We start from the raw sequence: 23,701 nt of genomic DNA, 5'->3' as shown, positions 1-23,701 counted from the left end.
TAATATAGCACACATTCGGGCATAGTGTCAAAATAAGGCGATTTTGCTTATAACACGCCCCAAGTAAAACGCGGACACAATAGCCCTCAAAAACCCCCAAACACGCCACAAAATGCCCCCAAATTGCATCGTAAAACTTTAAGAAAACCGCCAAAGCCCCCATGCCACAACTTAAAATCCCAAACGGGCATCAAGACAACAACACCTTAACATAAAAAGGAGCAAGTATGTTTAAAGTAACCATCACCCGTAAACAAACCACCCCCGCTGTCAGCAAAAAGGGCAAGAGCGAACAGGGCACTTTAGGTGAGCTGGTGGTCTATGATGCAGAAGGCCAAGAGGTTTATAGATGCCACACGATGGAGAATGACGGCGAGCCCACACACGAGAGCGGCAAGGACAAACCCATCATGCCCGGCACCTACACCCTGCACTTTGACTACACCAGCGTCTGTGTGCCGCCCCAGTGGCGCAACAAGAACCCATGGGACAAGCCCATAGGCCTTTGGCTCAAAGACCCCAATAACCCCGCCTTTGCCAAACGCCGCATCACGATCCATGTCGGCAATGACGCGATAGACACTCTGGGCTGTATCCTGCTGGGCAAGAGCTACAACGACAAGCTGGGCATCATCCAACACTCCACACAAGCCGTAGACGAGTTTTATGACCTCGTAGAAACCGTTCTTACAAACCTATAAAACCGCAAAAGCATTCTGCTTTTTTCCTATAAAATTCTATCAATAGAAAAAATTTTAGCGGTTTTCGTTGTATTCCTGTTTCCACCATGCTGGTTGCTAGGCGATTTGTTGCCAAGTCGCTTAACAGAGCCGTCATGTCCGCTAGGCTAATTCAGTGGGAACTCCACTTACTAAATGCTTCACTAGATTAATGCTAGCGTTAAAATCTCTATCAACCACAGCACCACAAACGCCACACTTATAGACTCTATCGTTTAGGGTTAAATCCTTTTTGACACTCCCACAGCTAGAGCAGGTTTTAGAGCTCGGGTAAAAGGCATCGGCTCTTAAAATTGCACGCCCATAGTATTTGGCTTTATACTCCAAAAGGGTGTTAAAGGCAGAAATACTGACATCGCTTAAAGCCTTAGCTAGTTTGGAGTTTTTAAGCATATTCTTAACCTTTAAACTCTCTAAACAAAGGGTTTTAGCGTGCCTGATTAGGGCGGTGCTGAGTTTGTGTAAAAAGTTATTGCGGGTGTTGGCAATGCGTGTGTGTAATCGATTCAGCCGCAAGCTGGCTTTAAGAAAATTAGCGGATTTCTTAACCCCGTTATTCTTGGTTTTCGAATGCCGTTTTTTGCTAAGTTGTCTGCTAAGTCTTTTAAGCCGTCTTGCGAGCCTATTTAGTGGCTTAGGGGCGAAAATCTGTAAGCCATTAGATAGACTAGCAAAGGCTTTTATTCCTGTATCTACACCTAGAGTGTGGTTATTCTTTATGGGCTTGTGGGTGCGGTTAAACTCCTCTTGTGTGGTGTCTGTTTGGATTGAAACATAGGGCACAAAATCGCTCGTGGTGTTGTTGTAGCGCACCTTCACACTAGACTTTTTGACTTCGACAATGGTCGCCAAAAAAAAGCGGATTGCGCCGTAATTAGCCGCCATTTTTGGCCTTGAGGGGCGAATTTTTAAGCACCTTAGCCTCTTTTTTGAGCTCTTGCATGTGGCTGTCAAACTCCCGCCCCTGCTCTCTTAAAATTTGGCTTAAAGTCTTTTGCCCCGTATCTAAGGCGACCTTGTTGGCGTTCATCTCCTTGAATGGGTCGATGTACTCCCACCCTTGCGGTTTAAAGGCAAAATTATTAAGGATGGTTTCAAACAACTCCACCCTAAATGCCCCCCGCTTGATCTCATTTGCCAGCCACGCCTTAAAGACTTTGTTGTGTAAATGCCGGATGATGAAGTTTTGCAGACCCCTAAATTGCCGCCGCTGCTCGCTGGCCCCATGCCGTATGGAGCTGTAATTGACCTCGTTTAAATCGCCCGTGAGGGTTTGCATTCTTGGCCTAAGAAACTTGGTTTAGGAGAGCGGATAAGACTCGCATCTTTAATTACATCCGTTTTTTAATGTAAAATTAAGCAAGATTTGGCTAACCTGCGGGAAGTGGCCTACTTGGTGCGTTAGCATCTTCAGCTGCCCGGTCGAATGAAAGAGTAGATAGTGTCGGCATCTTTGATCTTTCTAACAATGTGGCTCTTCCTAATATCCGGTATCCCTGTGATGGGTAGTTTATCATCTTCAGCTGTAACCAATAGATAGGTCAAATGTTTCCCATTGTCTTTTTGAAAAACCTTGACATATTTCTTTCTACCCACATCATTGTTGATCATGACAAAATCCGGATAGTTTAATGTAGGTTCAACCAAATTTAAAAACCCTAAGCGCCTTTGCTTATCTTTTCTACTTGCCAAATGCTCTATAAAGTTCTCTTTGCTCTCAATCCCCTCTAGGCTCTTTAAAAACCCTTCTACATCTAAACTTGTGGGTATAGGCGTAGCACTTGCACGCAAATTGAGGTTCTTGATAAAGGCTTCTTTGTCCTCCGGTCGGTGTTCCAATGACAGCATAAGGTTTGCCACTCCCCTTTCCACTTCAATCCTCTCCCCCACTGCCCTTACCCCCACTGCCCCCTCTTGGTGGGGTGTTCTTAGGCGGCTTGGTCGTGTCAATGACTTTAAATTCCTGCAACACCAACCTTCTAGGTTGGCTGGGGTCGTTGTTGTTGGTCCAATCAATGCGAGCTTTAAAGTTCCACACTTTGCCATTGTAGGTATCTCTTAGGCTGAGTTGCACGTTTTGGGCGTTGAGGCGCGTTAAATCCCCTTCTTTGAGCGTGCGGTCAATGGCATCACTTAAATGTGTGTTGCGCCATTTCTTAAAGTCTTTCTTGGCCCTAATTTCGGCTTCTCTGCCTACAGGTGTTAAAAACTCTTGGGGCTGGGCCTTAAAGGTTTCTAGGCCTTGGTATTGTTCTAAATATGTGCCCGTGTTGGGGATTCTACGCATCGTCCAAACATCAATGCCCCTAATTCGGGTCTTGTGTAAGCTGACGCGATCTGCCCGTCTCGTTGTGTGCGCTTATACATCAAGGCCATTAAGCCCTCTTGCCCCTTGTTGGCGTATCTGGGGTAATTCTCGCCAAAGCTTTTATTGATGGGCGTGCTGGGCTCAATCTTAGGCAACTCTTCTAGCCCCTCTAGGCTTTGGGGCTGTTTGTAGTCTTTGGGCTTTTTAGCGGGGGCTTGTTGCGTTTAGCCTCCTCTTGTTGGGCTTTTAAGTGCCCTTCATCTCTTGCCCTCTCTTCTTGAACGAATTGCCTTTTTGTTTTGGCTTTAACTCCATTGCCCAAACGCGTAGCCTCTTTTTGTAGTTTCTCTAGTTGGTAGGGATAGAGTCTTTCAAAATAGTGGCTATTAATGCTGTTTTCCGTTCTGTAGCGGAAAATCTTGCCATCAATGTTTTTAACAAGATGGATAAAAAGCTCATCTTGATAAATGGCATCGGGGTGCTCAAAAGTCTGTTTCAAATAGGGCACATAGCCCTCTGTGATGCCCCCCCAAAACGCATCGCAATTTGTTTTAAACGGCTCACCTTTAGCGGTCTCTATCGCCTCTAAGACTTCTTTAGGCATGTTGGGGGTGAATTTGTCATTGCCGTCCTCAAGCCCAAAGAATTTTTTAAAGACTTCGCGTTGCTCGCGGGGGTCATATGTAGGGTTGTGGGGATAGGCCCAGCCTTTTAGCTTCGCGTATTCGTTATCCACTGCTTGTGATTGGAGGATCTCTTCTATGGTTTGGGGTGTTAAGTCTTTACTAAAGCTTGCTGTTAGGTCATCTAAGAATTTTTCTATTTTGTTTGGGTGTGGTAGAGTTGTTTAAGTCCTTTTGGGCAAGATCGGAGCCATGCCTAGACTTAGCCGCGACTTGGTCGGACTTCTGCGCGGGGGACTTTCTGTTCTCATGTGCCGTAACAATCCAATAGTTTTTGCCCTTGTGTTCCCAACCCTGCGAAACCCCTACCCTAAACTCTTTGCCCTTGTCTTTGAGAATGATGGTTTTTGCGCCCGCTTGGTCGGTAACTAAATCTCCACTTCTTATGATTTCCTCAATCCCATTGCCTAATTTCTCCAAAGGCGTATCTCCTGCAAAAGGGCTAAAGTCCTCAAGGTGCTTTTCGACAATCTTACTCAATCCATAAGGTTTAAGCGGCTTGCCATTAGCCCCCTTAAGCCCTTTTAAGCTTTCCGCGTTTGCTCCCCACACCAAATCAATATACCCCCCACTCTCGCCTAAGTCTGGGCGATAAAACGCCCCCGCCACTTGTCCGTGTTTCTCTTGTAAGAGCTTTTTCATCGCCTCTGCCCCCTTGAGCGCAAATTCGGCAAAGTTCTCGCCAAATTCGGGGGAAACGCGTAGCGTTTCTTGAGCCTCAATGTTTTTAAGGGGGGTTGTGGTATCTTTAGCTTGGTTTGCCCCATTGCTCAACGCTGCAATGTCATGGGGCTTAGCGATTATTGGAAGCCCGGGCAAATCGCTCATGAGGACTTCTCCCCCCTCTTTAACCTTGTTTAATAGATTGTTGAGGGTTTTAGGGACATTGCTCGTAATGACCCACTCTCCGCTATCATTTCTAGCCACGCTGGCGAAAAACTTGGTTGTGCCAAAGTCCTTAACAAAGATTAAAGCCCCGTCTGCTTGCCTAACAAGAGCGTTAGGTTGCTCTAAAGTCGGCCTAATCAAGGGCAAAAACTCTTCTCTTTGGCGTTTCTCCAACTTAATTAAGCTCCCTTTAGTGAGTTGGATTTGTGCACCTTGCAAGATAGGTTCTAGGGCTTCTTGGACTTCTTGGCTGAATTTGGGGATAAAAGGCTCATCCACGCTTTTAAGCCCAAAGGCTTCTAGCCATTCTTGCTCTAGGTTTTTGTCTTTGCCGATGGGTTCTTGTTGGGGCACATCGCCTTTAGGTGTGCCTCCTGTGGGGGTGGGGTTATCGCCTTTAGGTGGTGTGGGGGGATTGTCATCCCCTCTAGGGGGGCATTTTTCTATCCTCTATGACATCCATACGGCTAAAGCGCAGATTCTGGGGGGCTTGATAAGTTTCGACAATGTTTAAGGTCTTGTGATTGTCTAGGGGTTTGCTGTAGTGGAGCTCATCGCCTAAGATTGTTCTAGTAGAAGTGGGTAAGTGGCGGGGGTAATTTAGCACTTCTTCAAGGCTAAAGCCCTTGTCTAGGCTCTCTTTAACCTCTATGGCTCTAAGCTGGCGCGTGAGTTTGTCGGCACTAAAGTGTTCTTTGAGCTCTGCAAGCTCGGGGTCTTTCACCAGCGCAAAGTCTAAAACATCCGTGTCTTTAGGATTGGCTAAATCCCACTTCTCTACGGCTTGTTTCATCTCTTGGTCTGTTAAGTCTGTTTGCAGGGGGGGGTGTGGTAGGATCATCTGTGCGGGGCCAAACACTATCCCCCGCTCGGCCGGTAAAGGTTTGGATAAGGTCGGCGCTCTTAACTTTGTCTTGTAAGAATTTTAGCCGTGTTTTGGGGATAAAGGTGATGAGCCTTTTATCGCCCTCTTGCGTGGTGAGTAGGCTAAAACCCGCCATTGCCATCGCTAAAGCTTTTGATGTACTCGTTTCTCTCGCCCCTAACTAGCTTTAAATCCCATTCTTTCAAAGTCGGCTCGACTAGGTTAAGGTAGGCTAGACGGCTTTGGGCATCTTGCTTTTTGCTTAAATGTGCGATGAAGTTGTCTTTATTTTCCCCCCCTTCCAAGCTCTTTAAAAAGCCTTCAAGGTCTAGTTCTTTAGGAATGGGGGTGGCGTTCACGCTTAAATCTAGGTCTTTGATAAACGCCTCTTTGTCCGTGATGACTTCATAGGGTCTTTCTTTACCCCCCAACTGCTTAGCCCCCTGCTCTAGCTCCTCAGTCCAAGATTTGATGAGCCTTTTTGTGTTGTTGTCAAAGTGTGCAACAATCGCCCTAGTTTGGATGTTCTGGTTGAAGTCTTGGATCGTGTGGCTTTTTAAGAGGGCTTGTTTGATGGCGTGGGTCAACACCTCCCCACTCACCTTTTCATTGATGCGGGTGGCAAAGGGGATGTGGGACACTAAACGGGTCAAGAACGCAAAGAGCTCTTTTGTGATTTGGTGTTTAAACGCCCCGCCCACACTGGTCGCGATGCTGGCCCCGATGTGTTCTGTCCTAGCCGGGGCGAGCATCCTTGCGATCTTGGCATCGTTTCTAAAAAGGCGGTTAAACCCGCTGTCCATCTCTAGAAAATCCTTAGCCGCCCTAGAGGTGAAGGCTGGAACAAGGAGGAAGCCAAACCTCTCATCGAGTCCGTTGGCAACCAAATGTGGCTAGGGGGACCAGATAATATCAAGGCGAACAATAAGTATTTTAAATATTTTGATGGGCAAAAAGGAGTCTATGCCAATTCCCAATACCTGAAAGCTAGAGCTCTAGCTACGAATGCTAAAAGCGATTGGTTTAAAGCCGACACGGAAAAATGCAACGAGGATACCTACCAAACTCTAAGAAAATTTTTCTTAGAGAATTTGTAGTCTTAAGGCACTTTGGGCAAAGTGATGCCTTGTTGGCCTTGGTATTTGCCCTGTTTGTCTTTGTAGCTGGTAGCACACACGCTATCGCCTTGCAAAAACACCACTTGGGCGATGCCCTCATTGGCATAGACTTTTGCCGGCAGTGAAGTCGTGTTAGAAATCTCAATGGTGATGTACCCCTCAAATTCAGGCTCAAAGGGGGTAACATTGACAATGATCCCACAACGCGCATAAGTGCTTTTGCCTAGACAAATGGCTAAGACATCTTTAGGCATTTTAATGTACTCAATGCTGTGGGCGAGGGCAAAGGCGTTGGGGGGGATAGTGATAAAATCTTGCGTGTGGATCGTTTCTACAAGGGCTGGATTAAAGTCTTTGGGATCGACCACGCCCGTGTCTATGAATTTAAATAGCTTGAACTCCGTGCCGACTCGAATATCATAGCCGTAGCTGCTTAGGCCGTAGCTGATCGTCCCCTTGCTGATTTGCTTTTCGCAAAAGGGGGCGATCATGGCGTGTTGTTCGCTCATCTTTTTAATCCAAGTGTCCGCTTTCAAGCCCATAACAACCTCCAAAGCCCGCATTATAACACACCCTTTTAAACATGGATTGCACAACTAAATTTTTCGGTTTGCATAGGCATTATTGCTGAAAGTTTAGGGTAGTCTATTGTGTGAGATTTTAAGTAGATAAAAAAGTGGAGAAAACCCCATGAAACATTACGCCGTTTCGGATTTGCACCTTTTTCATAAAAATATCATCAAATACTCCGCTCTGCCCTTTGGGTCGGTGGAGGAACTGAACCAAACATGGGTGGGTATGCTAGAAGTCGTGCAAGCAGGGGACATTGTGTGGTTTTTGGGTGATTTGGCTTTGGCAAAAACAACTTCTAAAGGGCTCAATACAATCCTATCTAGCTTCAAGGGGCAAAAATTCTTGATTCGGGGCAATCACGATCTTTTGCCTGACAAGGTGTATATAAATTGTGGCTTTCAGGTGCTAGACAAGCTTTTTGCGGTTGTAGACATTAAAATGGACGGGCTTTACCGCTTCATTTTGTGCCACTACCCACCAAACTCCAAAGAATACAACCAACTCGTGGCCGAGGACATTTTAAGCGAGTGGGAGCGACAAGAGGCCACAAATCCATCCCTTAAAACCTTTTGGTTGCATGGGCACACGCACACCCGCACCCCACAGCCTGCAAACCCCGATGTCCTCAATGTCTGCATCGACTTTCGTTACCAGCACCAAATGCCCATTTTTTGTTTTGAGGATTTTATCCAACATAATCTGAACGATGCCCTTTTGACAACTCCACTTGGACCACAAATCTAGACCACGCAACCCGCCCTCCATTTACCCACTTGTGCTATACAAGCTTATTTCACGGAGGTTTGTATGCTACACAAGAAAAGCCACATAGAAAGAGATGCAGAGAAGTTTGTTTTCAAGGCGGACAACTCATCCACACCCATTTTTGGCAGCATAGAGAGCGATGTTTTGTTGCCCCGCGAGAAAATCGGGCAAAAAATGATGGACCCGCGCATCGCCTACCAGCTGGTTGCCGATGAGATGATGCACGATGGCAACCCCCGCTACAACCTTTGCACTTTCGTGCAAACCTACATGGAGGAGGAGGCTAGAAAAATCATGCTCGACTCAATGGCGACCAATGCCATTGACAAGGCCGAATACCCCCAAACCACAGAGGTCGAAAAACGGTGTGTGAATATCATTGCCAACCTTTGGAATGCCGACCCTAATGAGGACTACATGGGCACTTCTACCGTGGGCTCGTCTGAGGCGTGTATGCTGGGCGGGATGGCGATGAAATTCCGCTGGCGCAAGAGGGCACAAGAGCTAGGTATAGACATAACCGCCAAAAAACCTAATCTCGTTGTAAGTTCAGGTTATCAAGTGGTGTGGGAGAAGTTTTGCGTGTATTGGGACATTGAGCTTCGCGAAGTTCATTTAAGTGATTTTAACAACCTCACCCTAGATCCCAAAAAAGCCATAGAACTTTGCGATGACTACACCATCGGCATTGTACCGATTATGGGCATCACCTACACGGGAGGTTTTGACGACATCATCGCTTTAGACAAGCTCTTAAGCGAGTACAACCAACACGCCAAATTGAGCGTGCCCATCCATGTGGATGCGGCCTCTGGGGGGCTGTATCTACCCTTTATGCAACCCGATTTAGCGTGGGATTTTCGCTTAAAAAATGTTGTGTCCATCTCCACTTCGGGGCATAAATACGGGTTGATTTACCCGGGGATTGGCTGGGTGCTGTGGCGGGATAAGGAGTTCTTGCCCGAAGAGTTGGTGTTTAAAGTGGCGTATTTAGGCGACTTTGAGCCGACCTTTCAAATCAACTTCTCCCGCTCGGGCTCGCAAATTTGGGCGCAGTATTACTGCTTTGTGCGCTGGGGTTTTGAGGGCTACAGGGCGGTGCATGCCAAAACCCGCGATGTGGGGCTGTTTTTAGCAAGGGGGATCAAATCTTTAGGCTTGTTTGACATGATCAATGAGGGGCAGAACATTCCCATTGTGTGTTGGAGTCTAAGCCAAAAGGCGCAACAAGAAAGGCAGTGGGATTTATACGATTTGGCCCAGCATCTACGCTTTAATGGCTGGCAAGTGCCCGCCTACCCTCTGCCCGCAAACTTTCAAGAGGTGTCGGTGATGCGTGTGGTGGTGAGGGCAGATCAGAGCATGGAGCAAATGTCGCTTTTTTTAAAGGACATCAAGCAAGCGATTCAAGAGCTAGACAGCGCATGCACCACACGCCCCAAGCGGGCAACACAGCAAGGCAAGATTGTACCGATGGGTTACACGCATTGAAATCCGAGATGCCCCACTGTGTGGAGGATGGTTTTGTGGCGCGGGTGTAAGAACACTAGATGCCCTACACAGAGCGCACCGGTTAGTTTTTGAGTCGGCGACACACAGAGCGGTTGGGTAGGCTTGCCAGAGGGCTTTTGTGGGTTGTGAGATGGTTTAAGATTCTAAAGGGTGGAGTAGGCCTTTTTAAGTCCAAAGTTAGAGCTTTGTGAGATCAAATTCTAAATGCCTTAGATGCCTAGATGTTTGGCACGGGCGTTTTGTGTTCTTGTAAAGTAAATTAATTATAAAGAAAAACTGATTATTTTTTGAACCAATGGCATTCATTTCACTTTTGAAAATTTGGCTACAAAAACGCATAGACCATCACAAACCGCTACATATGAAAATCCAATCGATCATTCTTTGAAGATTTGACGGATTTTAAGACATGGATTTTGGCAAATCCACACAATGTCCACATTAGTTAACATATTATGTATAAAAAAGCAAAATATTAAGCTCCTTCTCTTTTTAAAAGACTATAATAGTGCGGTGTTTTTATATTATTTGACAAGGAATTGACATGCAGTCTCTTAAATTAGGAATTTCTATCTTGGTTTTGGCAGGTTTGTGCACCACTTTGTCAGCAAAAGTGGTTTCGCTAAAAAACACAGGCAATGCAGATCCCATCAAGTTGGTTAGTCAAGTTTCTCCAGACAAAGTACCCGATTATGACGGAGAACTTCACAAATGGGCCGAGAAAATAAATCGCGAACAACGGAAAGAATTTTACCGAATTGCCGGGATGATAGTGGACAATATCGATAAACGCATGGATGAGCTATCTGCGTGGCAATCCAAGCTAGAGTTCTCAAAATAATCCGTGCATGGTTTAAGCCGGCGGATTGCACTTAAATGAGAAGCCTCCAAAGAAGTGGAGGATCGCTCTTTGTGCTCTAAGGTCTCTAGCTTTGACTAGGCGAATTTATCAAGGGGTGATGCCCTTGGGCTTTAGGCATCAACTTTGGCAATGAGGAACACAAGACTCCTAGCAGACACTCTTGCTTGAGGCCACGATTCGGGGCTAAAGTTAAATCCCCTAATTTTAGCTATTAGTTATGAGGAGTGTGCCAAGGCGGGTTTTTGGTTGTGGGGGTTAAAGGCACAGACCACTTTATGATTGCGCTCTATTTGGCTCGTAGCACTGTGTAAACGGCATAGAAGTTTTTGGGTTTTGCGCCAAGCATACATGGCAAAAGCTACACGCCACAGAAGCAACCCCGTTTTAAACCTGTTTGATTTCGGCGGTTTGGGTGTTTTGCAAGCATCTGTTTAGGCCATGTCTACTTGCAGACCAAACCCCCAGCTTTATAAGCCAACAACACACAAGACAAGCACACCAAAAACAGCACACAAAGACCTAAAGGGGAGCACCCCTATAGACAACACAATGGCCAAAACCCCTATTCTTGTTGTAACTTCTTAGCCAAGTCTAGTACCTGTTGCATTTGGGCATCGCTCAGTTTGCCCTCGTGCACGAAGCGCACCTTGCCCATCTTATCCAACACAACGATCAAGCTTTCTTGCTTTTTTAAATCCCACGCCTTTTGCACCACACCATCATTGTCCATCACTACCTGGCTGTCGGGGTGCTCTCTTTTCGCCTTTTTGGTTTCCCCTTTCACAAATAGCCCCGTTCCCATGATGGCATCGTCTATGTTGATGATGTTGGTCGTTTGGTATTTGTGTGCATCAAAGTGGGCAGCCACGATTTTGTCCATGAGGGGCTGGTTTTCGGCCTTCACGCTTTTGCGCCCTGCCATGTGCTGCAAAATCCGCACTTTGCCCACTAAGTTTTTGCTGTCCCACTTCTTGTAATCCATAGAATTGCCATGCAAGATAAGCTCGCCCTTGTCTTCCACCACCACTTCCTTTAAGGGCTGGTTGAGGGTGATGTTCGTGGCTTGCGCCATGCCAACAACTAACGATAGACCTAACAACACTCTTTTCAATTTTCCACCTTAATTCAAGTCCAGGGATTATACTCAACTTGTGTAAACATATCCACTTGATCTTTAAACTTCTTGGGTTTGTCAAAATCTTCAGACTTAAAGCTGTGAGGAACATACAACCACCACTAGAGCGACATATAACTTTCTTTTCTCTCTTGATTTAATGCAAGATTTTAAACAGCTTAAGGCTTTTTATACTCTGAATGGCCGCAATAATGGCGTTTTCTCTTTGCATCAAACTTGGGGCTAAAGAGATTTTTATTCTCTATGTTGTCTTTGGTGTAAATCCTCGCAAGGGGCAAGGGAGAGTGGATGAGATCACCGCTTATAAAGGGTCTGCGCAGTGCTTGGGCGATGTGTTTCGCTTGGTCGGGGTGCTTTTTTTCAAAAGTGTCGTTGACACACTCCCCATAATTGAAGCGAGGGGATTTAAACTTTAGCCGGGAATTGCGGCTTCAAACAGGAGCATCCGCTAAGAGTCTTGTGTTCCTCATTGCCAAGTTTGATGCCTAAAGCCCAAGGGCATCACCCCTTGATCACAGAACAGATGGCACAAGATTGCTAATGCTAGCCAACGATCCGTTTAGCTAGAGATAGGGGTTGGCTGTGGTGCGAGTGGTAACACAACCATCAGCTAAATTGTGTGTGTGGGGGGCTAAAGGGCCCCAACGCTATTGTTTCTTAACCCATTTTGCGCCCAAAAAGCAAACTTAAGCCCATTGATATTTGGATTACTGTATCATTAAGCCCTTACTTTAAGACTAGGGGATTTCATGCTAGAGCCTTACGATGCGCTTTTCAATAACATATCTGACCGCCTAGAGAGCTTAGTAGCCCTAAACGCCCACAACGCCGACAAAAACATCCACGAGGAAATGGCAAAAAGCGGCATTGAGCGGCGCGACTTCATCAAGTGGGCAGGAGCGATGACCGCCACTTTTGCCCTGCCCGCCGGCTTCACGCCCCTAACGGCTAAAGCCGTGGAGGTGGCTAACCGCCTGCCCGTGATTTGGCTGCACATGGCCGAGTGTACGGGCTGTAGCGAGAGTTTGCTAAGGAGCGAAGACCCCAGCATTGACAGCGTGATCTTTGACTACATCAATTTGGAATACCACGAAACCATCATGGTTGCCAGCGGACACCAAGCAGATCTAAGCCTAGAAGAGGCCATTGAGAAGCACAAGGGCAATTACATTTTAATGGTGGAGGGGGGGATTCCTAAAGGCACAGAATACTTTTTAACGATGGGCGCACAGGCACGCACAGGGGCACAGGAGTGTATCCACGCCGCCAAGCACGCTAAAGCGATCTTTGCCATTGGGACATGTTCGAGTTTTGGGGGGGTGCAGGCGGCTTATCCTAACCCCTCTAACGCGCAGTCTTTGGATAAAATCATTTCTCAGCCCATTGTGAATGTCCCCGGTTGCCCGCCGAGTGAAAAAAACATTGTAGGCAACATCATCTATTATTTGATGTTTGGCACGCTGCCCCGCCTTGATGCCTACAACCGCCCCACTTGGGCCTACGGACACCGGGTGCATGACCTTTGTGAAAGACGAGGGCATTTTGACGCGGGCGAGTTCGTGCAACACTTCGGGGATGAGAACGCTAAAAACGGCTTTTGTCTGTATAAAGTGGGCTGCAAAGGGCCCTACACCTTCAACAACTGCTCAAAACTACGCTTCAACTCCCACACTTCTTGGCCCATCCAGGCCGGGCACGGCTGCATTGGTTGCTCCGAGCCCAACTTTTGGGACACCATGAGTCCCTTTGAAGAGCCCATTTCCAACCGCTTGATTGTACCCATAACAACCGCCTTTGGAGGGGCTGGGGCGGATAAGGTCGCCGACACTGTGGGCGTGGTGGCTTTGAGCGCAAGCGCGATTGGCATCGCTGCACACGCTTTAATCTCAGGGCTAGCTAAAGATAAGGACGCTTAATGGCTAAAAAAATCATTGTGGACCCGATCACGCGCATTGAGGGGCATTTGCGCATTGAGGTGGTGGTGGACGACAACAATGTCATCACCGATGCCTTTTCTTCCTCTACCCTCTTTAGGGGGCTAGAAACCATCATTAAACACCGCGACCCTAGAGATGCGGGCTTCATCGCGCAACGCATTTGTGGGGTGTGTACCTATTCGCACTACAAGGCGGGCGTTAGTGCTGTGGAAGATGCTTTAGGCATCACACCCCCCCTAAATGCCCAATTGGTGCGCTCTTTGATGAACATCGCGCTCTTGCTACACGACCATGTGGTACACTTTTACACTTTGCATGGCCTAGATTGGTGCGATTTGCTCAGTGCGCTTAAAGCAGACCCCAAGAAGGCGAGTCAAATCGCCTTTCATTACAGCCAATACCCCCTGGGCACAGGGGCAGATGAGCTAAAAGAGGTGCAAAAACGCGTGGGCGATTTTGCCAAACAAGGCGCGCTGGGCCCCTTTAACAATGGCTATTACGGGCACAAGACCTACCACTTAAGTCCTGAGCAAAATTTAATTGTGCTCTCCCACTACTTAAAACTGCTAGCTATCCAACGCGAAGCGGCTAAAATGACCGCCATTTTTGGGGCTAAACAACCCCACCCCCAAAGCCTCACTGTGGGCGGGATCACTTCCGTCATGGATGTGCTTGATCCGACCCGTTTAGCCGAGTGGAAAAGCAAATTTGAAACTGTGAAAGACTTTGTAGAGCGGGCATATTACTCAGACATTGTCATGGCAGCTGGGGCGTTTAACAAAGAGGACAGCGTGTTGCACGGCTGTGGGCTTAAAAATTTCATCGCCCATGAGGAGGTGTTGCTTAGTCGGGGCAAATACTTACTCAGCTCTGGCGTGGTTTTAAATGGGGATTTAAGCACCCTACACCCCATCAATGAAAACCTGATCAAAGAAGAGGTGACGCACTCTTGGTACCAGTATAACGACACCAAAGAAATCCAGCTACACCCCTATGACGGGCAGACAAACCCTCACTACACGGGCTTTAAAGATGGTGAAAGCATCGGCCTTAGCGGCAAATTAGAAAAGAGTAAGGTCCTAGACCCACAAAACAAATACTCTTGGATCAAATCCCCCCGCTACGATGGCATGCCCATGGAGGTGGGGCCACTTGCATCCCTAGCTGTGGGGCTTGCGGCCAAAAACCCCTACACCACTAAAGTGGCGCACCAATTTTTAAAAGACACAGGACTACCCATTGAGGCAATTTTTAGCACACTCGGGCGCACGGCGGCGCGCTGTTTAGAGGCCAAAATTTTAGTGGAAAACGGGCTGCAAACTTGGGATTCTCTGGTGGAAAATCTCAAATCCGATCAAAGCACTTGTGCCCCCTATGTGATCGACAAAAATAAAGAATACAAGGGGCGTTACATCGGACAGGTGCCAAGGGGGATGTTGAGCCATTGGGTGCGAATCAAAAACGGCGTGGTGGAGAATTACCAAGCGGTGGTGCCCTCCACTTGGAACGCCGGGGCCAGAGATGCGAAGGGGCAAAAGGGGCCCTATGAAATGAGCCTCATTGGCACAAGGCTTGCCGACTTGACCCAACCGCTAGAGATCATCCGCACCATCCACTCTTTTGACCCTTGCATTGCTTGTTCGGTACATGTGATGGATTGCAGGGGGCAGGACTTTGGGGAGTTTAGAGTCGATCCTAGTTTTGCCCGTTTTGACAGGGGAGGACAACATGGATAGTTACCACAGAACACAGGAGTTTAGCGGTCTTGTGCGCTTGTTCCACTGGGTGCGGGCGTTGGCAATTTTTGCTTTAATGGCTACAGGCTTTTACATCGCCTACCCCTTCTTGGCCCCCCACTCTAGTGTATATAAGCACATGGACTTGTTGCAAGCCTACATTAGAAGTACCCACACCATGCTAGGTTTTATCCTCATCGCCATTTGTCTTTTCCGTTTTTATCTCTTTTTCTTTGATCAGAAAAGCCACCGAGAACGCATAGCCGCTAAGAATGTGCTTAGCATCAGGGCATGGATCCGACAATTTAGAGTGTATTTTTGGATCGCCAAACCTATCCATACCAAAGGGGCTTATAACCCAATACAATTTGTAGCTTATTTTACACTTTGTGTCTTGCTGATCCTCATTGTCTTAAGTGGCTTGGTGCTGTATTACAATGTTTACCACTTGGGGCTAGGCGGGGTGTTGGAGCCTTTGTTGAAATGGTTTGAAGTGCTGTGCGGGGGGTTGTCTAATGTGCGCTACCTGCACCACTTAGCCACTTGGGGCATTTGTCTATTCATCCCTATCCACATCTATATGGTCGTTTTCCACTCCATTAAATTCCCCGATGGCGGGGCGGATGTGATGGTGAGCGGCATCCGCTATGTGAAAGATTAACCTGAAAATCTTGGTGCTTGGGGTCGGCAACATCCTCCTTGGCGATGAGGGGGTGGGTGTGCATTTGTGTCGCCAATTACAGTGCAACTATGCTTTTAGTGGGCAGAATTTAGACTTTATGGACGGGGGCACAATGGCACAGGCATTGATCCCCTGGATTGTGGAGTATGAGAAAATCCTGCTTTTAGACTGCGTGAGCGTGGCGGGGGCAAGCGTGGGTGAGGTGTTTTGCTTTGACTTTGCCAACATCCCGCCCAACATCACATGGGCGGGCAGCGCGCACGAGGTGGAGATGTTGCAAACCTTGAAACTCACCGCCTTAATGGGCGACTTGCCCCCCACGACCATCATCGGGCTGATTCCCAAGATCGTTCCAGACAGCACGACTTTTAACTTGAGCCCCGCCATGTTAGAAGGCGCACAGACCGCTAAAGCCAAGGCCCTAGAGATTTTGCAAGCGTGGGGCGTTACAGCCACACCAAAGCCAAAGCCTTTAGGTTTACAAGAAATCGCCAATCACTCTTATAGGATTGCCCTATGAAAACCTTTGCGTTTAAATTTAAATCTGTCGGTACAACTGGACTTGCCCCTTTGTTTATGGACTTCATGGCGCACCACGCCCACGCTCAAGGGTTGTCTTATGCCACAAGCGATGAAGTCTTTTATCTAAAAGCCCCCCCTAACAAGGCCGAGGACTTTGCGGTGCAATTAAGCCAACGCCTGCCCCTAGCTTTTAGCTTTAGTTTCACGGGCATAGAGGTGGCTAAAGAAGCACTAAAGTGGCAAGAGCAAGAAGTCGCCTGCCCGCCCATTGACATTAGCTGCGCTAAGGACTTTTTAGACCCTACGCACAAAGATTTTTGTGCCCCCAAAGCCCATTTTGAGAGCTTAAGTTATCACAACCAAGAGCTGACAACCCCAGCCCAGGTGCAAGAGGCGATGCAAGAAGCGGTGCAGGCCCTGCAAGTGGGGGAGCTTGTGGTGCAAACTTCTAGGGGGGTCATCACCCTTGCACCCAAAGCGCAAGAGAACGCCCGTGTGTTGTTTATGGACCTAGCCAGCGTGTTGTCGGTAACAAGGCTAGAGCCCAAGAGCGCACGCGTGCTTTGCACCTATGAAAAGCCCGCCATCCGCGCCCCGCTCAAAGAAGTCTTTAGCAAAGAGTTTGGGTGTCTAGAAATAGACGCTTGTCTGCCCTACGATTTGGGGCTTGCCCTTTTGGCGCATTTTGCCCTTAAACAGGGCATTTCCTATCTCTTTTTAAACAAAGCCCCCCAAAGCCCCCCTAATTTAGCCTATGAGTGCCGCGCCCCAAGCACACCAGAGCAGACATACAGCGTGGCGCAAAGTGGCCTCATGTTGCCCCACGCCCTCACCTCCGCTAAGGACACTTTAGACTTTATCCAACAAGAAGCCCCCCAAGAGCCGCATTTGCTCATTTATTTAAACTTTGAACGACCCAGCTGCTTTTGGGTGTTCCAAGAGGGCTATAAGCAGCTTTTAAGTGTGGAGCAAGAAACCCACCCCAAAGCTCTGCTTGCAGGGCTGCAAAGCAACGCCAAGGGGCGCAAACTTTATGCCAATTACAAACAAGCCTTCCCTAGTTTATGCGAAAGCTTAGAACAAGCCCCCACCACCCCACCTAGTCAAAATCTTTTAGACTTTTTGGCCGGGTTGTTGCAGGTTTTGGGCTTTAGCAAGACTCACAACCCCCGCGCTATTTTTGAACTTGCCACAAGTTTTTTACGCAACAAGGGCCCTAGAGTGGATTTTAAACTCACCAAAGAGCCGCTAAGCCTAAACCCCACCCCCACGCTAAGGAGCGCGGCCAGCTACACGCTAGGGGGGACAGACGCGCCTACCATGTGCTTTGGGATTTTAGACTCCCTAGCCGAGTTCTTAGGCAATGTCATTTACGATGCCCACACCAAATTCAGCTGTAACCGCGTGTATTTGTGTGGAGAGGTGTTCTTGCAAAAGGTCTTTTTGGATTTGTGTTTGCAGTACTTCCCTAAAGAGTGCCCCGCTCTTTTCCCCACAAACGCCATGGATTACACATGCTAACGCCTGGCAGCCGCATTTTTGTCGCCGGACACCAAGGGCTTGTGGGGCGCGCCATCACTACATGCTTGCAAGAGCAGGGCTACAGCAACCTCATTTTAAAGACCCATGCAGAGTTAGATTTGAGCAAGCAGGGCGTGGTGGAGGCGTTTTTTGAGAAAGAACGCCCTGAGGTGGTGGTTTTAGCCGCCGCTAAAGTGGGGGGGATTTTAGCCAACAACACCTATAAAGCCGACTTCATCTATGAAAATTTAGCCATCCAAACCAACACCATCCATTGCGCCTATAAATACGGGGTGCAAAAACTGCTCTTTTTAGGCTCAACTTGCATTTACCCCAAAGAGTGCGCCCAGCCCATTAAAGAGGAATACCTCTTAACCAGCCCCCTAGAGCCCACCAACGAACCCTATGCCATCGCCAAAATCGCCGGGCTTAAGATGTGCGAGGCCTACAACGCCCAGCATGGCACGAATTTTATCAGTGCGATGCCCACGAATTTATACGGCGAATTTGACAACTTTGATCTGCAAAACTCCCATGTTTTGCCCGCTTTGCTTAGAAAACTCCATCTAGCCAAGCTTTTAGAAGAAAACCAAATAGAAGCCGTGCTTAAAGACCTACAAATCCCTAAAGAGCAGGCATTAGGCCTTTTGGCACAGCACGGGGTGAGCGCACAGAGTGTGCAAATTTGGGGCAGTGGCGCACCTAGACGCGAGTTTTTGCATGTTAGGGACTTGGCACATGGCTGTGTCTTTCTCTTAAAGCACCAAGAGGCTAGTGCTAGGCTCAACCACACCAACATAGGCACAGGCGAGGACATCAGCATAAAAGATTTGGCACATTTGATGAAAGAGATTGTGGGTTTTAAAGGGGAATTGGTCTTTGATCCAAGCAAGCCTGATGGGACTTTGCTAAAACGCTGTGATGTGTCTAAGATTTCTAGCTTAGGGTGGAAGGCGGGCATTAAGTTAGAAGAGGGGATTAGGGGAGTGTATTCTTGGTATTTGGCGCACCACTAGGGCGCGCTCAGGGCTAAAAGCTGTAGATGTAGCGCAAATACATAGAATACTGCCGTCTAAAGGTTTCTGTGAGGGTGTAAAGGTTGCCGCCCTTGCTGGTGCTGCCTTTATAGTACATGTTAGGGATGGTGGGGATTTTGATCCCAAATTCCACGCCATGGTGGTTGATGAAATTGGTACGCAAGCCCACATCCACCAAAAATTGGAAATGCGTCGTGTTGATGCGGTGTGCCAGCGGACCAGTGGAGATCAAGCTGGCGGGGTTGATTTCCCCGGTGGTGCCAATGGGACCGGTGATGTTAGCATTGGGAGCACAAGGGTTGACATTGCCCTCGGGGATGTAGGCGCATTGTCCGGGCACGGTGCCGATCACAAAGCCTTTATTGTAGTAACCGGTTTGGTTGCCTGTCCAAGAATTACCGGCAAATTGTACACCCAAAAACAATCCAAGGGCAAATTTCTTTTTATTGATGATGTCAAAGAGCGCATCGATCCCCGCCCCATAGGTGTACATGTCCACTTTATCATTGTTGAGGTAGAACACGCTCACCCGGTTAGCGGCGGTGGCGTTGGAAAAATTGCTGTGTCCGTAGTCAAAAAACCCATAGTAGCGCAAGCCAAACCATTTTTTCTTGCCAAAGAATTGTTTATACCCTGCCAAGACATTGAGTCCAAACATGGGCTGGTTACGCCCGTAATTTGTGGCGTTACTGCTTTGCATCCAACCATTGACCCCTGATGTCCACACCGCCTTACAATTACCCTTGACACACTCATCACTCCCATGTCCGGGGACATAAGAGGCGGTTTGCACGACCGTGCCACTGGGTACTTGGAAGATTTGGCCATTTTTTTCGCCCACGACTTGTTTATTGGCACGCCCCACCTCTAACCCCACGCCGATGAAAGCCCCGCTTTGCTCGGCTTGCAAGAAAGAAGCCCACAATAACAACCCCATTTGTAGGGCTTTGCGCCCCGGCACTTGACTTTTGAGTTCCATAAAATCGCATTTTCCTTGTATGTATTATTAAATATCTATTTTTTATTATAACATAAGCATTTTAAAAAAGCAAACAAAACATTTATAAATTAATAGTTCATATAAATTAAACTTTTAAAAACAATATATGTATTATTAAAAAATGTTTTTAAATAAAATATAAGCTTTTAGCATATAGAATACTCTCATTTATTCCACTTTATTAGGATTTTCCAAATGAAAACTCCACGCAAACACCGCCGTGTTGGCGGTTTAAAGTCCCGTTTCCCCCATGCTTTTTGTGTACTAGGGACTATGGGTGGTGCGCTCTTGGCCCAAGAGTCGCACACTTTGGGCAAAGTAACCACTTTGGGTGAGCGCACCTTTGAGTACAATAACCGCATGATCATCGGCCGCAAAGAGTTACAACAGCGCCAAAGTAACCAGGTCAATGACTTGTTTAGGACAAGGGCCGATGTGAATGTCGCTGGTGGGGGTTACATGGCGCAAAAGGTCTATGTGCGGGGCATGGAAAGCCGCTTGTTGCGTGTTACGATCGATGGAGCGGCACAAAATGGAAACATCTTCCACCACGATGCCAACACGATCATTGACCCGGGGATGTTGAAACAAATCGATGTGATCAAGGGGGCAGCCAATGCCTCGGCTGGACCGGGCGCGATTGCCGGTAAAATGGCGATGGAGACCATCGGAGCCAATGATTTTTTACATAGGGGACAAACTTATGGGGGGAGCGCGGCGGTGAGCTTTTACACCAACTTTGGTTACCGTGTCAACACCATTGCTGCATACCGGGCAGATAAATGGGATATTCTAGGCTATTACACTAATCAAAATATTTATTACTATCGCGATGGTAACAACGACATGAAAAACCTTTTCCACCCCACCTATGATATTGAAAACCCCGCCCTAAGCGACAAGGTGATCGGCAGTTCAGGGCAACAAAACAACATTCTCTTTAAAATCAATGGCTACTTCAATGAAAAAGACAGCCTCGCCGTGAGTTACAACATGACCCGCTACAACTCCGAGCGCTTGTTGCGTCCTAATGCCACAAGCGCGCTCAGCAAAGCCAATGACCCGGGTACACAACCCGCCCCCTTTTTGATCGACTTTGGTAAGGAACTAGCCTACCTCATCAATGTGAACCACAATCTTTCCTTTAAATACAACCATGAAGGGGGGGACAGCTTTGACAAACCTCGCATCACCGCCACGACTTTTTTGAATGTGCGTAGCGGCAATTACAAGCCCGTGCGCAACCCCTTTGCCTACACCTCAAACGAGCCCACCAATCCCTACTATGTTTCAGAAGTGGATAGTTGGTGTGCTGCCAACCCCAGCCAATGCCAACCGGGCACCATCACCCCAGTTGCCGGGGGCGGTTATGACATCGGTTACAGCGCCAACAGCCCACAAATGGTCCCCATCCACCAAGCCTACGACATGACCCCCCCTAATGCCCAAAACCCCACCCCTAACGATTGGACTTTAGGCAATGCAGATGCAGAGGGGACCTTACAAAGGGACATTTTCCTCATCAACTCAGGGGTGAATGTCAATGTCCAGCACCCCATTAGCCCCGATTATGGCAATGTCTTTGAATATGGGGCGATTTACCAAAACTTAAGCGCCTTTTCAGGTCTTGGCAAAAAGAACGGCTTGTATCCGGGCAACATCAACCCCAACGACCCCAGCGGTCCGGGCTTGCCCTACCGCCACTACTATGTCGATCCCGATGATGAATACAACCAAAACATGAGCACAGCCAACCCCGCCTACCGCAATTTGCCCCAAAACTCCTATAGCATCGGCAACATCATCGGGGGCTATGTGCAAGCCAACTATAATTTCTTAAAAAACTTAATTGTGGGGGCAGGTACGCGCTATGATATTTACACCCTCAAAGACAAAGACGGGGACAACCACTTGACCTCTGGCTTTAGCCCCAGCGCCACGATTTTATACAACCCCATTGAATCTCTGGGTTTAAAACTCTCTTACGCCTATGTAACTAAGGGAGCATTGCCCGGGGATGGGGTTTTGATGCGCGATCCAAGCGTGATTTATGAAAAGAACCTCAAGCCAACCATCGGACAAAATGTAGAATTTAACATTGACTATAACAATCCGTATTTTAATGTCCGTGGGGCAGGGTTCTATCAAGTCATCAACAACTTTGTCAACTCCTATGGGCAAGACATCTCCAAAAACGGCGGGGGCAACGCCACGGCTAAAAACCTCACGGGCAACCTGCCCGAGACCATTGTCATTTTCGGGTATGAAGTGAGCGGGAATGTCAAGTATAAGGGCTTTACAGGGACTTTCTCCATCGCCCGCTCGTGGCCCACAGTGGCTAACCCTACTGGGTATCACAAAGGGTATTATTTGCTCGCCGACACCTACGCCCTAGCGGCCACTTACGGCAATGTCTTCATTTTAAAAGCCGACTATGTGTTCAAACATGCGGGCTTAAGCCTCACATGGCTTAGTCGCTTTGTAACAAACATGTTTTACAATGGCTACAGCATTTATTATCCCGGCTATGGCCTCATGCCCGTGCACAAACCCGGCTATGGTGTACACAGCATTTTTGTCAACTGGACTCCACCCTACAAACACTGGAGCGGGCTACGCCTCTCAGCGGTGTTCAACAACATCTTCAATAAACAGTATGTCAACCAAACCTCTGTGTGGCAAGCCAGCGCAGACGCGCCTCACGAAGACATGGTGGCGCGCAACGGCCACATCCGCATGGCTTTGCCCGAGCCCGGCTTCAACGCCCGCTTTGAGATCTCCTACCAATATTAAAGAACACCCTAAGGGAGTTTTGCTAGCATGGAGGTTTTTAGGATCAGCCATTAAAAGGAGAGTGCATGCTGTTTGGGATCATCGGGGTGGGGGGGTTTGTCGCGCCCAAGCACATAAAGGCCATTTATGAAACAGGGCATGTCTTAGATTGCGCCGTAGATGTGCACGACAGCGTGGGGGTTTTAGATCAATACTACCTAGATTGTGAGTTTTTCACCAGCCTAGGGGACCTGCACCAATACCTGCAAGAGTGCAAGGCCGCAGAGAAGTTTTTAGATTTTATGGTGATTTGCACGCCCAACTATCTGCACTTTGAACACATTGAATTTGCTCTAAACCACGGGATCAATGTCATTTGTGAAAAACCCTTAGTCTTAGATCCGGGTGAACTTGATGAGATTCGCAATTTAGAGAAAAAATACAACAAACGGGTGTTTAACATCATGCAGTTGCGCCTACACCCCAGCATCATCGACCTTAAAAAAAATGTGCAGGCCACGCTCTTAGACGAGCCGGATAAAATCTACAACATCTCTTTAACCTATTTGATCTTGCGGGGCAAGTGGTATTTCAATTCGTGGAAAGGCGATGAGGAGCGTAGCGGAGGACTGGCGTTGAATCTGTGTATCCACTTCTTGGACATTTTATTAGACATCTTTGGGGCGGTGGTGGATTTTGTAGTGCATGTGCACGAACACGATTGCATCGGCGGGGCTTTGCATTTAGAGCACGCCCATGTGTCGTGGTTTCTTTCGATCAACCCCGCTAAACTAGGCCTGCACCGCAGCAGCTCCTACCGCTCTTTGGTCTTAGAAGGGCAAGAAATCGACTTTAGCCATGGGCTAGAGGATTTATACACCAAGAGTTATCAAGAGATCATCAGTGGGGAGGGGCTGGGCTTGGAGGATGTGCGCCCCGTTTTGGAGCTGGCTTCAGACATCCGGCATGCAAACCTTGCAAACACCGATGAAGAATGCCACCCGCTCTGCCACAAGGCTGCCTGTAACCACCACAACTAAAGGAG

23 protein-coding genes and 1 pseudogene are annotated in these 23,701 nt (G+C 47.9%); 12 read left to right on the top strand and 12 right to left on the bottom strand.

The genetic code is table 11. From position 1 onward, the window contains the following. The first annotated feature begins 227 nt into the window (after window positions 1-227). Window positions 228-701: a DUF5675 family protein gene (locus K6J72_RS02155; RefSeq protein WP_221280239.1), complete on the top strand. Its 474-nt coding sequence runs from the start codon at window positions 228-230 to the stop codon at window positions 699-701. Here the strand turns inward: K6J72_RS02155 and K6J72_RS02150 are convergent. From K6J72_RS02150 to dcd, 10 genes and pseudogenes are all read right to left on the bottom strand, one after another. Continuing rightward, window positions 688-1,517 (bottom strand): annotated as a pseudogene (locus tag K6J72_RS02150) (RNA-guided endonuclease InsQ/TnpB family protein); the annotation flags it as partial. The gene K6J72_RS02155 and the pseudogene K6J72_RS02150 overlap by 14 nt on opposite strands. A gap of 97 nt (window positions 1,518-1,614) precedes the next feature. Further along, window positions 1,615-2,019, bottom strand: coding sequence for a phage portal family protein (locus K6J72_RS02145; protein WP_221280237.1), 405 nt, complete (start codon window positions 2,017-2,019; stop codon window positions 1,615-1,617). A gap of 131 nt (window positions 2,020-2,150) precedes the next feature. Further along, on the bottom strand, window positions 2,151-2,588 hold the full coding sequence (locus tag K6J72_RS02140) for a PBECR2 nuclease fold domain-containing protein (RefSeq protein ID WP_221280235.1): 438 nt from the start codon (window positions 2,586-2,588) through the stop codon (window positions 2,151-2,153). A gap of 25 nt (window positions 2,589-2,613) precedes the next feature. Then, window positions 2,614-3,027, bottom strand: coding sequence for a hypothetical protein (locus K6J72_RS02135; RefSeq protein WP_221280233.1), 414 nt, complete (start codon window positions 3,025-3,027; stop codon window positions 2,614-2,616). Next, window positions 2,994-3,203 carry a hypothetical protein gene (locus K6J72_RS02130; protein ID WP_221280231.1) on the bottom strand — a complete coding sequence of 70 codons (210 nt, stop codon included), beginning with the start codon at window positions 3,201-3,203 and terminating at the stop codon, window positions 2,994-2,996. Before K6J72_RS02130 ends, K6J72_RS02135 begins: the two co-directional genes overlap by 34 nt. Window positions 3,204-3,217: 14 nt before the next feature. Further along, a complete protein-coding gene (locus K6J72_RS02125) occupies window positions 3,218-3,784 on the bottom strand; it encodes a hypothetical protein (RefSeq protein ID WP_221280230.1) in 567 nt (188 codons plus the stop codon). 67 nt (window positions 3,785-3,851) lie between these two features. Beyond that, window positions 3,852-4,973 (bottom strand): putative barnase/colicin E5 family endoribonuclease, encoded by a 1,122-nt coding sequence (locus K6J72_RS02120; protein ID WP_221280227.1) that lies wholly within the window; start codon window positions 4,971-4,973, stop codon window positions 3,852-3,854. A gap of 73 nt (window positions 4,974-5,046) precedes the next feature. Continuing rightward, entirely contained in the window at window positions 5,047-5,460 is a 414-nt protein-coding gene (locus K6J72_RS02115; RefSeq protein ID WP_221280225.1) for a hypothetical protein, read from the bottom strand. A gap of 146 nt (window positions 5,461-5,606) precedes the next feature. Continuing rightward, window positions 5,607-6,287 (bottom strand): hypothetical protein, encoded by a 681-nt coding sequence (locus K6J72_RS02110; RefSeq protein WP_221280223.1) that lies wholly within the window; start codon window positions 6,285-6,287, stop codon window positions 5,607-5,609. 296 nt (window positions 6,288-6,583) lie between these two features. Beyond that, window positions 6,584-7,144: a dCTP deaminase gene (gene dcd, locus K6J72_RS02100; RefSeq protein WP_221281053.1), complete on the bottom strand. Its 561-nt coding sequence runs from the start codon at window positions 7,142-7,144 to the stop codon at window positions 6,584-6,586. Window positions 7,145-7,292: 148 nt separating this feature from the next. Here dcd and K6J72_RS02095 point away from each other — a divergent pair, with 148 nt between their 5' ends. The 3 genes from K6J72_RS02095 (at window position 7,293) to K6J72_RS02085 (ending at window position 10,293) form a co-directional block, all read left to right on the top strand. Continuing rightward, window positions 7,293-7,919 (top strand): metallophosphoesterase, encoded by a 627-nt coding sequence (locus tag K6J72_RS02095; protein WP_221280221.1) that lies wholly within the window; start codon window positions 7,293-7,295, stop codon window positions 7,917-7,919. 63 nt (window positions 7,920-7,982) lie between these two features. After that, the gene (gene gad, locus K6J72_RS02090; RefSeq protein WP_221280219.1) at window positions 7,983-9,431 is read left to right on the top strand and encodes a glutamate decarboxylase; all 1,449 of its coding nucleotides are present in this window, start codon (window positions 7,983-7,985) and stop codon (window positions 9,429-9,431) included. A gap of 565 nt (window positions 9,432-9,996) precedes the next feature. Further along, window positions 9,997-10,293: a DUF1104 domain-containing protein gene (locus K6J72_RS02085; RefSeq protein WP_221280217.1), complete on the top strand. Its 297-nt coding sequence runs from the start codon at window positions 9,997-9,999 to the stop codon at window positions 10,291-10,293. Between the two features lie 583 nt (window positions 10,294-10,876). Here K6J72_RS02085 and K6J72_RS02080 read toward each other — a convergent pair. Then, on the bottom strand, window positions 10,877-11,416 hold the full coding sequence (locus K6J72_RS02080; RefSeq protein ID WP_260320685.1) for a YtfJ family protein: 540 nt from the start codon (window positions 11,414-11,416) through the stop codon (window positions 10,877-10,879). A 782-nt stretch (window positions 11,417-12,198) separates the two neighbouring features. Between K6J72_RS02080 and K6J72_RS02075 the strand changes: the two genes are divergently transcribed. Genes K6J72_RS02075 through K6J72_RS02050 form a run of 6 tightly spaced genes read left to right on the top strand, consistent with a single transcriptional unit; the run spans window position 12,199 to window position 18,863 of the window. After that, window positions 12,199-13,365, top strand: a complete 1,167-nt coding sequence (locus K6J72_RS02075; protein WP_221280213.1) for a hydrogenase small subunit — start codon at window positions 12,199-12,201, stop codon at window positions 13,363-13,365. After that, entirely contained in the window at window positions 13,365-15,122 is a 1,758-nt protein-coding gene (locus K6J72_RS02070) for a nickel-dependent hydrogenase large subunit (protein ID WP_221280210.1), read from the top strand. Before K6J72_RS02075 ends, K6J72_RS02070 begins: the two co-directional genes overlap by 1 nt. After that, window positions 15,115-15,783 (top strand): Ni/Fe-hydrogenase, b-type cytochrome subunit, encoded by a 669-nt coding sequence (gene cybH, locus K6J72_RS02065; RefSeq protein ID WP_221280208.1) that lies wholly within the window; start codon window positions 15,115-15,117, stop codon window positions 15,781-15,783. Before K6J72_RS02070 ends, cybH begins: the two co-directional genes overlap by 8 nt. Window position 15,784: 1 nt before the next feature. Further along, window positions 15,785-16,324: a HyaD/HybD family hydrogenase maturation endopeptidase gene (locus K6J72_RS02060; protein WP_221281051.1), complete on the top strand. Its 540-nt coding sequence runs from the start codon at window positions 15,785-15,787 to the stop codon at window positions 16,322-16,324. Then, window positions 16,321-17,847 carry a protein hydE gene (locus K6J72_RS02055; protein ID WP_221280205.1) on the top strand — a complete coding sequence of 509 codons (1,527 nt, stop codon included), beginning with the start codon at window positions 16,321-16,323 and terminating at the stop codon, window positions 17,845-17,847. The genes K6J72_RS02060 and K6J72_RS02055 overlap by 4 nt, the downstream gene beginning before the upstream one ends. Beyond that, a complete protein-coding gene (locus tag K6J72_RS02050; protein ID WP_221280203.1) occupies window positions 17,841-18,863 on the top strand; it encodes a GDP-L-fucose synthase family protein in 1,023 nt (340 codons plus the stop codon). The genes K6J72_RS02055 and K6J72_RS02050 overlap by 7 nt, the downstream gene beginning before the upstream one ends. Window positions 18,864-18,876: 13 nt before the next feature. Here the strand turns inward: K6J72_RS02050 and K6J72_RS02045 are convergent, their stop codons facing one another. Beyond that, entirely contained in the window at window positions 18,877-19,863 is a 987-nt protein-coding gene (locus K6J72_RS02045) for an outer membrane protein (RefSeq protein WP_221280202.1), read from the bottom strand. Window positions 19,864-20,079: 216 nt separating this feature from the next. Between K6J72_RS02045 and K6J72_RS02040 the strand changes: the two genes are divergently transcribed. Together K6J72_RS02040 and K6J72_RS02035 are read left to right on the top strand one after the other, a co-directional pair. Continuing rightward, window positions 20,080-22,677 (top strand): TonB-dependent receptor domain-containing protein, encoded by a 2,598-nt coding sequence (locus K6J72_RS02040; RefSeq protein WP_221280200.1) that lies wholly within the window; start codon window positions 20,080-20,082, stop codon window positions 22,675-22,677. Between the two features lie 65 nt (window positions 22,678-22,742). Then, the gene (locus tag K6J72_RS02035; RefSeq protein WP_221280198.1) at window positions 22,743-23,696 is read left to right on the top strand and encodes a Gfo/Idh/MocA family protein; all 954 of its coding nucleotides are present in this window, start codon (window positions 22,743-22,745) and stop codon (window positions 23,694-23,696) included. Window positions 23,697-23,701: the final 5 nt, after the last annotated feature.

This window comes from Helicobacter sp. NHP19-003 (assembly GCF_019703305.1).
Lineage (GTDB): Bacteria > Campylobacterota > Campylobacteria > Campylobacterales > Helicobacteraceae > Helicobacter > Helicobacter gastrocanis.
Note: the sequence above shows the minus strand (reverse complement) of the source record. Positions and strands in the feature narration are given on the sequence as shown.